This is a genomic window from Pantoea sp. UBA5035, from assembly GCF_002415245.1.
GTDB classification, from domain to species: Bacteria; Pseudomonadota; Gammaproteobacteria; order Enterobacterales; family Enterobacteriaceae; genus Pantoea; species Pantoea septica.
In genome coordinates this window covers 40,355-52,600 of record NZ_DICD01000004.1, presented here as the reverse complement: position 1 = coordinate 52,600, position 12,246 = coordinate 40,355, and the positions used below count along the sequence as shown (strand labels likewise).

Here is a 12,246-nt window from a genome sequence, read left to right as displayed (position 1 = left end):
CAGAGAGCAGGGCGGCGGCCGCGCCGCCCGCTAGCATTACTGCTTCGCTTTATAGGCGTTAAACGCCTTCTTGATCTCGCTTTTCGCCACGTCGGCGCTCTCAAATCCGTTCAGTTCGACCTTCTTGCGCCCTTCCGGCAGTTGCTTATAAACGCGGAAAAAAGCCTCGAGGCGTGCCTGTTCCATCCTCGGCAGATCGCTCATGCTCTTAATATCGTCCCAGGTGGGATCGATTTTGCTGGTCGGCACCGCGACGATCTTGTCGTCTACTTCGCCGCCGTCAATCATCTTCAGCACGCCGATGGCGCGCAGTTTAATCAGCGTGCCCGGCTGCAGCGGCGCGCGGGTATAGAAGATCACGTCGAGCGGATCGTTATCGCCGCCCAGCGACTGCGTCAGCGATCCGTAGTTAGCCGGCCAGGCGAGCGGCATCGACTGAAAGCGGTCTGCCACGATAAAGCCGGTTTTGGCGTCGGTCTCATATTTAATGGTGCCGCCGGCGGGGATTTCGGTCACGGCGTAGAACTCGTCCGGCACGTTGTCCGGCTGAGGAAAGTCGAGCACGTTTTGCGCCTGTACGGCGGCAGAGGCGGTAAAAAGCAGCGCGAGGGCGGCAAGGCGTTTCAGGTTCATTGTTGATTCTCTTGATCTTTAATGAAGGAGAGAACAACGTAGAGACGTCAGATAACAGAAAGATGACCCAGGGGTAAAGAAGCGTAGGGCGGAAAGGGCGGGCTGTGCGGACCACAGCCCTGACGGGATTTATCCTTTATAGACGCAGCCCGCCGTGCAGGTCTCTTTGATCATCACCGCGCTCAGCTCAGGCAGCTGCGGCTTCATCTGATCCCAGATCCACTTCGCCAGCACTTCGCTGGTGGGATTCTCAAGGCCTTCGATCTCGTTCAGATAGTGGTGATCGAGGCGCTCATACAGCGGTTTGAACGCCGCTTTCAATTCGGCGAAATCCATCACCCAGCCGGTATGCGCGTCCACTTCGCCGGTGATTTCCAGTCGTACCAGAAACGAATGGCCATGCAGGCGACCGCATTTGTGTCCTTCCGGGACATTAGGCAAATGGTGAGCGGCTTCGAACTGGAACTCTTTAAACAATGTGGTAGACATAATGGCTCTCAGGCTAAAAAACCGGGGAATTCTACCTGAAATACGGAATTTTCGCATCCGTACCGTTGTAAAGAGGGATTTGCGCGGCCAGCGCCATAACGCTCCTTTTTAACTAACTGATAAATATTCACTTTCTATACCAGTTTTACTGATTATGCCTACCTGAAAAACCACTTAGTCATTTTGGTTATTAATTATGTCGAAGCCGTATTTAATCGTTAATATACGGGCCGGTAACCTACCACTCTTTCTGCTACTTTACCGTCCGGACTCTGGATACTGGAATTCTTAACGCGATGACGACTCAGGCACCCCCAGGTTCTCTGCTCCCGCTTAACCCGGAGCAACTTGCGCGCTTACAGGCGGCAACGACTGATTTTTCTCCCACCCAGCTGGCGTGGATCTCTGGCTATTTCTGGGGAATGATCAATCAGACGCCCGGCAGCGTCGCGGCCAGCGCGCCAGCGGCGGCGGAGATCCCGGCGATTACGCTGATCTCCGCTTCGCAAACCGGCAACGCGCGCCGCGTCGCCGAGCAGCTGCGCGACGATCTGCAGGCGGCGAAGCTGAACGTTAAGCTGGTTAACGCCGGCGATTACAAGTTCAAGCAGATCGGCCAGGAGAAGCTGCTGGTGGTGGTGACCTCCACGCAGGGTGAAGGCGATCCGCCGGAAGAGGCGGTGGCGCTGCATAAATTCCTGATGTCGAAAAAAGCGCCGAAGCTGGATGGCGCCGCCTTCGCGGTGCTCGGCCTCGGCGACACCTCTTACGAATTCTTTAGCAAAGCGGGCAAGGACTTCGACAGCCGCCTGGCGGAGCTGGGCGCAGAGCGCCTGCTGGATCGCGTTGACGCCGATGTCGACTTCGCCGAAGCGGCTGCCAGCTGGCGCCACGCGCTGGTCGAGGTGCTGAAACAGCGTGTGCCGAGCGAAACGCCGGCGCAGGCAGTGGCGACCGCGATCGGCAGCGTCAATGAAGTGCACAGCAGCCCCTACACTAAAGAGGCGCCGCTGACCGCCAGCTTTGCCGTAAACCAAAAAATTACCGGCCGCCATTCCGATAAGGACGTGCGTCATATCGAAATCGATCTGGGCGACTCCGGCCTGCGCTACCAGCCGGGCGACGCGCTGGGCATCTGGTATGAAAACGATCCGGAGCTGGTCGCCGAGCTACTGAGCCTGCTGTGGCTGAAAGGCGACGAGCCGGTGCAGATCGACAACGAAACCCTGCCGCTTAGCGAAGCGCTGCAAAAACGCTTTGAGCTGACGGTAAACACCGCGCAGATCGTCGAGCAGTACGCCGCGCTGTCGCGCAACGACGCGCTGCTGGCGCTGGTGGGCGATAAGGCGAAGCTGCAGCACTACGCGCAGACCTTCCCGATCGTCGATATGGTGCGTAACGCGCCGACCGAGCTCAACGCCGAACAGCTGACGACGCTGCTGCGTCCGCTGACGCCGCGCCTCTACTCTATCGCCTCGTCGCAGGCGGAGAATGAAACCGAAGTTCATATCACCGTCGGCGCGGTGCGCTTCGATATCGACGGCCGCGCGCGCGCAGGCGGCGCCTCCAGCTATCTGGCCGACCGCCTGGAAGAGGATGCGGAAATTCGCGTCTTTATCGAGCATAACGATAACTTCCGTCTGCCCGCCAGTCCCGACGCGCCGGTGATTATGATTGGTCCGGGTACCGGCATCGCGCCGTTCCGCGCCTTTATGCAGCAGCGCGACAACGACGGCGCTGGCGGCAAAAACTGGCTCTTCTTCGGCAATCCGCACTTCACCGAGGATTTTCTCTACCAGGTTGAGTGGCAGCAGTATGTGAAGGATGGCCTGCTGACCCATATCGATCTCGCCTGGTCGCGCGACCAGGAGCAGAAAGTCTACGTGCAGGACAAAATCCGCGCCAAAGGGGCGGAAGTGTGGCGCTGGATCGAAGAGGGCGCGCATATTTATGTTTGCGGCGACGCCAACCGTATGGCGAAGGATGTCGAGCAGGCACTGCTGGATGTGGTGGTCGAACACGGCGCAATGGATCGTGAAACGGCCGACGAATTTTTAAGCGAGCTGCGCATCGAGCGCCGCTATCAGCGAGACGTTTACTAATGAGCGAAAAACACCCCGGACCGCTGGTCGTTGAAGGCAAGCTGGTCGACGCCGAGCGTCTTAAAAAAGAGAGTAACTATTTACGCGGCACCATCCTGGAGGATCTGGATGATGGTCTGACCGGCGGCTTTAACGGCGATAACTTTCTGCTGATCCGCTTCCACGGCATGTACCAGCAGGACGATCGCGACATTCGCGCCGAGCGCGCCGAGCAGAAGCTGGAGCCGCGTCACGCAATGATGCTGCGCTGCCGTCTGCCAGGCGGCATTATCACGCCGACGCAGTGGCTGGCGATCGATAAATTCGCCACCGAAAAAACGCTGTACGGCAGCATTCGTCTGACCAACCGCCAGACCTTTCAGTTTCACGGCATTCTGAAGAAGAACGTCAAGCCTTCGCACCAGATGCTGCACGAAGTCGGGCTCGACGCGCTGGCAACCGCCAACGACGTCAACCGCAACGTGCTCTGCACCTCAAACCCGGTCGAGTCGGAGCTGCATCAGGAAGCCTACGAGTGGGCGAAGAAAATCTCCGAGCATCTGCTGCCGCGCACCCGCGCCTACGCAGAAATCTGGTGGGATAAAGAGAAGGTGGCGACCACGGATGAAGAGCCGATCCTCGGCGAGACCTATCTGCCGCGTAAGTTTAAAACCACGGTGGTGATCCCGCCGCACAACGACGTCGATCTGCACGCTAACGATCTTAACTTTATCGCGGTGGCGGAGAAGGGCAGGCTGATCGGCTTTAACCTGCTGGTCGGCGGCGGCCTGTCGATCGAGCACGGCAACAAAGCGACCTATGCGCGCACCGCCAGCGAGTTCGGCTATCTGCCGCTGGAGAAAACGCTGGAGGTGGCGGCTGCGGTGGTGACTACCCAGCGCGACTGGGGCAACCGCACCGATCGCAAAAACGCCAAAACCAAATATACCCTGGAGCGCGTCGGCGTCGAGACCTTTAAAGCGGAAGTTGAGAAGCGCGCCGGGCTGACCTTCGAGCCGATTCGCCCGTATGAGTTCACCACCCGCGGCGACCGCATCGGCTGGATCAAGGGCATCGACAAGAAGTGGCACCTGACGCTGTTTATCGAAAACGGCCGCCTGCTCGACTACCCGGACCGTCCGCTGAAAAGCGGCATCGCGGCGATTGCGCGCGTGCATCAGGGCGACTTCCGCCTGACGGCGAACCAGAACCTGATCGTGGCCGGCGTGCCGGAGAGCGAAAAGGCGAAAATCGAGACGATTGCGCGTGAACACGGCCTGATGGAGAGCGTAACCGCGCAGCGCGAAAATTCTATGGCGTGCGTTTCGTTCCCGACCTGCCCGCTGGCGATGGCGGAAGCGGAGCGTTTTCTGCCCGCCTTTGTCACCAAAGTCGAAGAGATCATGCATAGCCACGGCGTGGGCGAAGAGCACATAGTGCTACGCGTCACCGGTTGTCCCAACGGCTGCGGCCGTGCCATGCTGGCGGAAATCGGGCTGGTGGGCAAAGCGCCGGGCCGTTACAACCTGCATATCGGCGGCAACCGCATCGGCACGCGCATTCCGCGCATGTACCGCGAGAACATCACCGAAAGCGAGATCCTCGCCAGCATCGACGAGCTGGTGGGCCGCTGGGCGCGCGAGCGTCACGGCGCTGAGGGCTTCGGCGACTTCGCGATCCGCGCAGGCATCGTCAAGCCGGTCGTCGATCCGGCACGAGATTTCTGGGATTCGGAGGCAGTATGAGTCAGTTCGACCTCGCAGCACTGGGTGAAATGAACAAAGTCGAGCGCACGCTGGCGCTGGCGTCCGTGAATGCGCAGCTGGAGAAAAGTTCGGCGGAGGCGCGCGTCAGCTGGACGCTGGAAAACCTGCCGGGCGCCTTTGTGCTCTCGTCGAGTTTCGGCATTCAGGCGGCGGTGTCGCTGCATCTGGTCACGCGACAGATGCCTGACATTCCGGTGATCCTTACCGATACCGGCTATCTCTTCCCGGAAACCTACCGTTTTATCGACCAGCTGACGGATCAGCTGGGCCTGAATCTGCAGGTGTTTCGCGCTGAAACCTCGGCGGCCTGGCAGGAAGCGCGCTACGGCAAGCTGTGGGAGCAGGGCGTGGAAGGCATTGAGCAGTACAACCAAATCAACAAGGTTGAGCCGATGAACCGCGCGCTGCAGACGCTGGGCGCGCAGACCTGGTTCGCCGGGCTGCGCCGCGATCAGTCCGGCAGTCGCGCGAATCTGCCAGTGCTTGGCGTGCAGCGCGGCGTGTTCAAGGTGCTGCCGATTATCGACTGGGACAACCGTCAGATTCATCACTATCTGCAGCAGCACAACCTTAAATACCATCCGCTGTGGGATGAGGGCTATTTGTCAGTGGGCGATACCCACACCACGCGCAAATGGGAGCCCGGCATGGCGGAAGAGGAGACGCGCTTCTTCGGCCTGAAGCGCGAGTGCGGCCTGCACGAAGGCTAAGTTTTACCGCGCTGGCCGCTCTGGCCAGCGCGCTCACTGCGTTGCACCCCTTTACACTTTCGGATTGGTCAACTCGCCCAGCAGCGGCAGCAGCACCTTCACGCTGTCGCGCGTGCGCAGGGAAATACGGCCCGGCAGCCAGCGATCGAGATAGCTGAGATTATCGCGATCGGTCTGATGGCGCGTAGTGCCGTCCGGGAAATGCTTCGAGCGGCTGCGCTGCTGCGCGCCATCTTTGCCGCCCAGCGCCCAGTTGCTCGCCGTCACGTCCAGCAGCGGAAAACCCGCCTTATCAAAAGCGTTGGCGGCGTTATAGTCGCGCGCGGCCATCTGATGGCTGGCGGCGGGAATGCCGAGCTGCTGCGCGAGGCGCAGCGCGCGCGCGCTGGTCTGCTTGCGCACCGCGCGCGGCGTATTGCTGCCGCTGTTGAAATAGAGATGGTCGCCGGTGATCAGGCTGTTGAGATCCACCACCAGCAGCGTGTTCTTTTTCTCTTTCTCGCTCATGCGCGCCACGTAATCCTGCATGCCGCCCAGCGCGGTTTCGCCTGCGCTCAGCGCCACGAAGCGCACGCCGTAATGCAGCGGCCGGCGGCTCAGCTGCTGCGCCAGCTCCAGCATCACGCCCAGCCCTGACGCGTTGTCGTCGACGCCCTGCAGACGCAGGCCGCCAAGGTTATGCTCGGCATCGCTGCTGCTGAGCGGCGTCCAGGTATCGAGATGCGCCACAATCAGGATCTCCTGCGGCGCGCTGCCGGCGCGAGCGGCGATCACCGAGGTCGCCGTCACTTTATGCCAGCGCAGATCGCCATTGGTTTCGCGCCAGCGGTAGCCGGTATTGAACTGCCGGGTATTACTCTGAAAACCGAGCGCGGCGAACTGCTGCTGCAGGTAGTCGGCGGCCATCATTTCGGCCGGGCTGCCGCTCATGCGGCCAGGGAACCAGGTGGCGATGTGACGAAGCTGCTGCTCGGCAAATTCCCCCGGCGCAACGCTGGCGGCCTGGGCGTGCAGAGCGAAACCGCAATTCAACAGCGCAGCCAGCGCGGTCAGGCGGAGAAGGGCAAACATGCGGTGTTCCTTGTGGGTCATCCTGTGACGAAAAGCCAAAATTTTTTCGCTCTCCAGTATGAAACTGTGATCGCCATTAAACAATTTGATTCGCTCTGAAAGCCTTGCCAGATCATCCGTTAAGCACATTTTGTTATGAGCTTGCCTGGCGCGTTATTCCATTCGGTAACTACTCATTCCAATTCGTAATTTCATCTGCCAGAAGGGCGCAACGTATAGTCGCGTTAAATTACGGTTACAACGCCAGGGTTATCGTGGACTATTTGCCTCTTTTCGCCGATCTCAAAGGTCGTCCGGTGCTGGTCGTAGGCGGCGGCGACGTCGCGGCGCGCAAAATCGAACTGCTGCGTCGCGCTTCCGCGCAGGTGCGCGTGGTGTCGCGTGAGCTCTGCCACGAACTTCAGGCGCTGCATCAGGAACAGCAGATCGAATGGCTGGCGACGGCGTTCGAGCCGGCGCAGCTCGATGCGGTTTTTCTCGCTATAGCCGCGACCGACGATAACCTGCTCAACCGCCAGGTTTACGACGAGGCCAACGCCCGTCACCGACTGGTCAACGTGGTAGACGACCAGCCGAAGTGCAGCTTTATCTTCCCCTCTATCGTGGACCGCTCTCCGCTGGTGGTCGCTATCTCCTCCAGCGGCACCGCGCCGGTGCTGGCGCGTATGCTGCGCGAAAAGCTGGAGGCGTTGCTGCCCGCCAGTCTGGGGCAGATGGCGGAGGTCGCGGGCGGGTTTCGCGACCGCGTAAAACAGCGCTTTAGCCGCATGTCCGATCGCCGTCGCTTCTGGGAGCGCGCCTTTAACGGCCTGTTCGCCAGCCAGATGTCGGCGGGCAACGTGGACGAGGCGACGCGCACGCTGACGCGCGAGCTCAATGAAGAGCCGAACCGCGCAGGCGAGATCATTCTGGTCGGCGCCGGACCCGGCGACAGCGGGCTGCTGACGCTGCGCGGCCTGCAGGTGATGCAGCTGGCGGACGTGGTGCTTTACGACCATCTGGTCAGCGACGAGGTGCTGGATCTGGTGCGCCGCGACGCCGACCGCATCTGCGTCGGCAAACGCGCCGGCGCGCACTCGGTGCCGCAGGAAGAGACCAATCGCCTGTTGGTGGAGCTGGCGCGCAAAGGCAAACGCGTGGTGCGCCTGAAAGGAGGCGATCCCTTTATCTTTGGCCGCGGCGGCGAAGAGCTGCAGGCGGCGCAGGAGGCGGGGATCCCGTTCCAGGTGGTGCCCGGCGTGACGGCGGCGGCAGGCGCGACCGCCTACGCCGGTATTCCGCTGACGCACCGCGATCACGCGCAGAGCGTGCTGTTTATTACCGGTCACTGTCGCGCCGACGGCGACGACATCGACTGGCCGTCGCTGGCGCGCGCGCGTCAGACGCTGGCGATCTATATGGGCACGGTAAAGGCAGCGGCGATTAGCGAAGGGCTGATACGTCACGGCCGCGATCCCACGATGCCGGTTGCGGTGATTGGCCGCGGCACGCGACAGGATCAGCAGGTACTGACCGGCACGCTGGAACACCTTGAGACGCTGGCTGCCGCCGCGCCGACGCCAGCGCTGCTGGTGATCGGGGAAGTGGTGAAGCTGCACGAGCAGCTGGCGTGGTTTCAACATTCTGCACAGCAGGCGACCCGCGAGTCCGCCGTTGTCACACTGGCTTGAGGATAAATCATGGACCAAAAAAGACTCACTCATCTGCGTCAGTTAGAGGCGGAAAGCATTCATATCATCCGCGAGGTCGCAGCGGAGTTCGGCAATCCGGTAATGATGTACTCTATCGGCAAAGATTCGTCGGTGATGCTGCATCTGGCGCGTAAAGCCTTTTATCCAGGCACGCTGCCGTTTCCGCTGCTGCACGTCGATACCGGCTGGAAATTTCGCGAGATGTACGCGTTTCGCGATCGCACCGTGAAAGAGATGGGCGCCGAGCTGCTGGTTCACCGCAATCCGGAAGGCGTGGCGATGGGCATCAACCCCTTCGTACACGGCAGCGCCAAGCATACCGATATCATGAAAACCGAAGGGCTGAAGCAGGCGCTGAACAAATATGGCTTTGACGCCGCGTTCGGCGGCGCGCGCCGCGACGAAGAGAAGTCGCGCGCCAAAGAGCGTATCTACTCTTTCCGCGACCGTTTCCACCGCTGGGATCCAAAGAACCAGCGCCCGGAGCTGTGGCATAACTACAACGGCCAGATCAACAAGGGCGAAAGCATTCGCGTCTTCCCGCTGTCGAACTGGACCGAGCTCGATATCTGGCAGTACATCTTCCTGGAAAACATCGAAATCGTGCCGCTCTATCTCGCCGCGCCGCGCCCGGTGCTGGAGCGCGACGGCATGCTGATGATGGTGGATGACGACCGTATCGACTTGCAGCCTGGCGAAGTGATCAAGCAGCGTATGGTGCGCTTCCGCACCCTTGGCTGCTGGCCGCTCACCGGCGCGGTGGAATCGGAAGCGCAGACGCTGCCGGAAATTATCGAAGAGATGCTGGTCTCTACCACCAGCGAACGTCAGGGCCGCGTGATTGACCGCGATCAGTCCGGTTCGATGGAACTGAAAAAACGTCAGGGTTATTTCTAAGGAGACGCAGATGAATACCGTTATTGCACAACAGATTGCCGATCAGGGCGGCGTGGAAGCCTGGCTGACCGCGCAACAGCATAAAAGTCTGCTGCGTTTTCTCACCTGCGGCAGCGTCGACGACGGCAAAAGCACGCTGATCGGCCGCCTGCTGCACGATACGCGTCAGATCTATGAAGATCAGCTCTCCTCGCTGCACAACGACAGCAAGCGTCACGGCACCCAGGGCGAAAAGCTCGACCTGGCGCTGCTGGTAGACGGACTGCAGGCGGAGCGCGAGCAGGGCATCACTATCGACGTGGCCTACCGCTACTTCTCTACCGAGAAGCGTAAATTTATTATCGCCGACACGCCGGGACATGAGCAGTACACCCGCAACATGGCGACCGGCGCCTCGACCTGCGATCTGGCGATTCTGCTGATCGACGCGCGCAAAGGCGTGCTGGATCAGACCCGTCGCCACAGCTTTATCTCGACGCTGCTGGGCATTAAGCATCTGGTGGTGGCGATCAACAAAATGGACCTGGTGGAGTATCGCCAGGAGACCTACGAGCAAATTAAACAGGATTACCTCGACTTCGCGGCGCAGCTGCCGGAAGACCTGGATATTCGCTTCGTGCCGATGTCGGCGCTGGAGGGCGACAACGTCGCCACCCCGAGCCAGACCATGCCGTGGTACAGCGGTCCGACGCTGCTCGACGTGCTGGAGACCGTCGAGGTGAAGCGCGTGGTGGATCAGCAGCCGATGCGCTTCCCGGTACAGTACGTTAACCGTCCGAACCTGGATTTCCGCGGCTATGCGGGTACGCTTGCCTCTGGCGCGGTGCGCGTCGGTCAGCGCGTGAAGGTGCTGCCGTCAGGCGTGGAGTCCACCGTGGCGCGCATCGTTACCTTTGACGGCGACCTGCAGGAAGCGGGCGCGGGCGAAGCCATTACCCTGGTGCTGAACGACGAGATCGATATCAGCCGCGGCGATCTGCTGGTCGACAGCGACGCCGAGCTGGAGGCGGTGCAGTCTGCCACCGTTGACGTGGTATGGATGGCGGAGCAGCCGCTGCAGCCGGGCCAGAGCTACGATATTAAAATCGCCGGCAAAAAGGCGCGCGGCCGCGTGGAAAAGGTTATTCATCAGGTCGAGATCAACACGCTGGAGAAGCGCGCCGCCGAGACGCTGCCGCTGAACGGCATCGGCCTGGTGGAAGTGACCTTCGACGAACCTATGGTGCTGGATAAATACCAGCAGAACCCGGTGACGGGCGGCATGATCTTTATCGATCGCCTGAGTAACGTCACCGTGGGTGCAGGCATGATCCATCAGCCGCTGAGCGGCGCGGCGCGCCAGGCGGGCCAGTTCAGCGAGTTCGAGCTGGAGCTGAATGCGCTGATCCGCCGCCACTTTCCGCACTGGAACGCGCGCGATCTGCTGGGCGGTGAGTAATGGCGCAGCACGATGAAAACGTGGTGTGGCACGATCATCCGGTGACGCGCGAGGCGCGCGAGCGGCAGCACGGCCATCAGGGCGCGGTGCTGTGGTTTACCGGCCTCTCCGGCTCCGGCAAATCGACGGTGGCCGGCGCGCTGGAGCAGGCGCTGCATCCGCTCGGCGTCAGCACCTATCTGCTCGACGGCGATAACGTGCGTCACGGCCTCTGTCGCGATCTGGGCTTCAGCGACGCGGATCGCAAAGAGAACATCCGCCGCGTAGGCGAAGTAGCGAAGCTGATGGTGGATGCGGGACTGGTGGTGCTCACCGCCTTTATCTCGCCGCATCGCGCTGAGCGTCAGATGGTACGCGATATGCTGCCGGAAGGTCGCTTTATCGAGGTCTTCGTCGATACCCCGCTGGCAGTGTGCGAAGCGCGCGATCCCAAAGGGTTATATAAAAAAGCGCGCGCGGGCGAGCTGCGTAATTTTACCGGCATCGACAGCGTCTACGAGGCGCCGGAGCAGCCGGAAATACGCTTAGCGGGCGAACAATTGGTTACAAAACTGACCGGCCAATTGTTAGACCTGCTGCGCCACCGCGATATCATCGAATCCTGAACAGACAAGCGGCAAATCGAAGCTGATTTGCCGCCTTCGCGTCAACAGGATCTCTATGCAGAATGTTACTCCTATGCTGGCCCGCAAAGATGAAAGCTCCCTGGACGAGCCGCGCTCGTCGCTGCCGGGCGGCATCATCGGCTTCTTCTCTTACTGGTGCGCGCTGGCGATCCCCTTCCTGTTGTACGGTTCCAATACGCTTTTCTTCTTCCTCTATACCTGGCCCTTTTTCCTGGCGCTGCTGCCGGTATCGGTGCTGATCGGCATTATTTTCAGCATGGCGCTGCGCGGCAGGCTGCTCTGGACGACGCCCGCTACGGCGATAGTAGTGGTCTGCCTTTTCTGGCTGCTCTTCTCTTTTTTATCCGGCTGGTGATGCCTCCCGATGTGGAAACGCGTCGGCAGGTTACAAAACTTTACCTGTCTCCTTTCTTGCCATCCTAATCAGAATTTGCGCAGACAGCCGGTAAAGCGGGCCATTTTCACCGCTGGAGTGGAGTCCTGCACCAAGTTATGGGATGATTGAGCCGTTTTTCAGGGGGCGGGGATGGGAAAACTGACGTTACTGCTACTGGTGCTGCTCGGCTGGCTGCAATATTCGCTGTGGCTGGGCAAAAACGGTATTCACGACTATACGCGCGTCAATGACGACGTCGCGGTGCAACAGGCGAACAACGCCAAACTTAAAGCGCGTAACGATCAGCTGTTTGCCGAAATTGACGATCTCAATGGCGGCTCGGAAGCGATCGAGGAACGCGCACGCAACGAGCTGGGCATGATTAAGCCCGGTGAGACCTTCTATCGTCTGGTGCCGGATCAGAACAAACGCAACGCGCAGGCTGCGCAAAACCAACAACGATAACTC

General features: G+C 60.4%; 12 protein-coding genes. 9 read left to right on the top strand and 3 right to left on the bottom strand.

Annotated features, from left to right (window positions below; all coding sequences use genetic code 11):
* Positions 1–36: 36 nt before the first annotated feature.
* Together B3229_RS03330 and queD are read right to left on the bottom strand one after the other, a co-directional pair.
* Positions 37–633, bottom strand: coding sequence for an inorganic diphosphatase (locus B3229_RS03330; RefSeq protein WP_286868636.1), 597 nt, complete (start codon positions 631–633; stop codon positions 37–39).
* Positions 634–762: 129 nt separating this feature from the next.
* The gene (gene queD / locus B3229_RS03325; protein WP_048783679.1) at positions 763–1,122 is read right to left on the bottom strand and encodes a 6-carboxytetrahydropterin synthase QueD; all 360 of its coding nucleotides are present in this window, start codon (positions 1,120–1,122) and stop codon (positions 763–765) included.
* A 296-nt stretch (positions 1,123–1,418) separates the two neighbouring features.
* On the opposite strand from queD, the gene cysJ reads away from it, so the two are divergent.
* The 3 genes from cysJ to B3229_RS03310 are packed head-to-tail and all read left to right on the top strand — an operon-like array spanning position 1,419 to position 5,679.
* Positions 1,419–3,224, top strand: coding sequence for an NADPH-dependent assimilatory sulfite reductase flavoprotein subunit (gene cysJ / locus B3229_RS03320; RefSeq protein ID WP_286868634.1), 1,806 nt, complete (start codon positions 1,419–1,421; stop codon positions 3,222–3,224).
* On the top strand, positions 3,224–4,948 hold the full coding sequence (cysI, locus tag B3229_RS03315) for an assimilatory sulfite reductase (NADPH) hemoprotein subunit (protein WP_286868631.1): 1,725 nt from the start codon (positions 3,224–3,226) through the stop codon (positions 4,946–4,948). Before cysJ ends, cysI begins: the two co-directional genes overlap by 1 nt.
* Positions 4,945–5,679: a phosphoadenylyl-sulfate reductase gene (locus tag B3229_RS03310; RefSeq protein ID WP_033752105.1), complete on the top strand. Its 735-nt coding sequence runs from the start codon at positions 4,945–4,947 to the stop codon at positions 5,677–5,679. Before cysI ends, B3229_RS03310 begins: the two co-directional genes overlap by 4 nt.
* A 51-nt stretch (positions 5,680–5,730) precedes the next feature.
* Here the strand turns inward: B3229_RS03310 and B3229_RS03305 are convergent, their stop codons facing one another.
* Positions 5,731–6,750: an aminopeptidase gene (locus tag B3229_RS03305; RefSeq protein WP_286868628.1), complete on the bottom strand. Its 1,020-nt coding sequence runs from the start codon at positions 6,748–6,750 to the stop codon at positions 5,731–5,733.
* Positions 6,751–7,004: 254 nt separating this feature from the next.
* Here B3229_RS03305 and cysG point away from each other — a divergent pair, with 254 nt between their 5' ends.
* From cysG to ftsB, 6 genes are all read left to right on the top strand, one after another.
* Positions 7,005–8,420, top strand: coding sequence for a siroheme synthase CysG (gene cysG / locus B3229_RS03300; protein ID WP_286868625.1), 1,416 nt, complete (start codon positions 7,005–7,007; stop codon positions 8,418–8,420).
* 9 nt (positions 8,421–8,429) lie between these two features.
* Positions 8,430–9,338 carry a sulfate adenylyltransferase subunit CysD gene (gene cysD, locus B3229_RS03295; protein ID WP_033752098.1) on the top strand — a complete coding sequence of 303 codons (909 nt, stop codon included), beginning with the start codon at positions 8,430–8,432 and terminating at the stop codon, positions 9,336–9,338.
* A gap of 10 nt (positions 9,339–9,348) precedes the next feature.
* A complete protein-coding gene (cysN, locus tag B3229_RS03290; RefSeq protein ID WP_033752095.1) occupies positions 9,349–10,776 on the top strand; it encodes a sulfate adenylyltransferase subunit CysN in 1,428 nt (475 codons plus the stop codon).
* Positions 10,776–11,381 carry an adenylyl-sulfate kinase gene (gene cysC, locus B3229_RS03285; protein ID WP_277269673.1) on the top strand — a complete coding sequence of 202 codons (606 nt, stop codon included), beginning with the start codon at positions 10,776–10,778 and terminating at the stop codon, positions 11,379–11,381. Before cysN ends, cysC begins: the two co-directional genes overlap by 1 nt.
* Positions 11,382–11,436: 55 nt before the next feature.
* A complete protein-coding gene (locus B3229_RS03280) occupies positions 11,437–11,757 on the top strand; it encodes a DUF3561 family protein (RefSeq protein WP_286868619.1) in 321 nt (106 codons plus the stop codon).
* 171 nt (positions 11,758–11,928) lie between these two features.
* On the top strand, positions 11,929–12,243 hold the full coding sequence (ftsB, locus tag B3229_RS03275) for a cell division protein FtsB (protein WP_033752087.1): 315 nt from the start codon (positions 11,929–11,931) through the stop codon (positions 12,241–12,243).
* Positions 12,244–12,246 lie beyond the last annotated feature (3 nt).

Coding starts and splice junctions, on each gene's coding strand:
- B3229_RS03330 (WP_286868636.1), bottom strand. CDS start 633: ATGAACCTGAAACGCCTTGCCGCCCTCGCGCTGCTTTTTACCGCCTCT.
- queD (WP_048783679.1), bottom strand. CDS start 1,122: ATGTCTACCACATTGTTTAAAGAGTTCCAGTTCGAAGCCGCTCACCAT.
- cysJ (WP_286868634.1), top strand. CDS start 1,419: ATGACGACTCAGGCACCCCCAGGTTCTCTGCTCCCGCTTAACCCGGAG.
- cysI (WP_286868631.1), top strand. CDS start 3,224: ATGAGCGAAAAACACCCCGGACCGCTGGTCGTTGAAGGCAAGCTGGTC.
- B3229_RS03310 (WP_033752105.1), top strand. CDS start 4,945: ATGAGTCAGTTCGACCTCGCAGCACTGGGTGAAATGAACAAAGTCGAG.
- B3229_RS03305 (WP_286868628.1), bottom strand. CDS start 6,750: ATGTTTGCCCTTCTCCGCCTGACCGCGCTGGCTGCGCTGTTGAATTGC.
- cysD (WP_033752098.1), top strand. CDS start 8,430: ATGGACCAAAAAAGACTCACTCATCTGCGTCAGTTAGAGGCGGAAAGC.
- cysN (WP_033752095.1), top strand. CDS start 9,349: ATGAATACCGTTATTGCACAACAGATTGCCGATCAGGGCGGCGTGGAA.
- cysC (WP_277269673.1), top strand. CDS start 10,776: ATGGCGCAGCACGATGAAAACGTGGTGTGGCACGATCATCCGGTGACG.
- B3229_RS03280 (WP_286868619.1), top strand. CDS start 11,437: ATGCAGAATGTTACTCCTATGCTGGCCCGCAAAGATGAAAGCTCCCTG.
- ftsB (WP_033752087.1), top strand. CDS start 11,929: ATGGGAAAACTGACGTTACTGCTACTGGTGCTGCTCGGCTGGCTGCAA.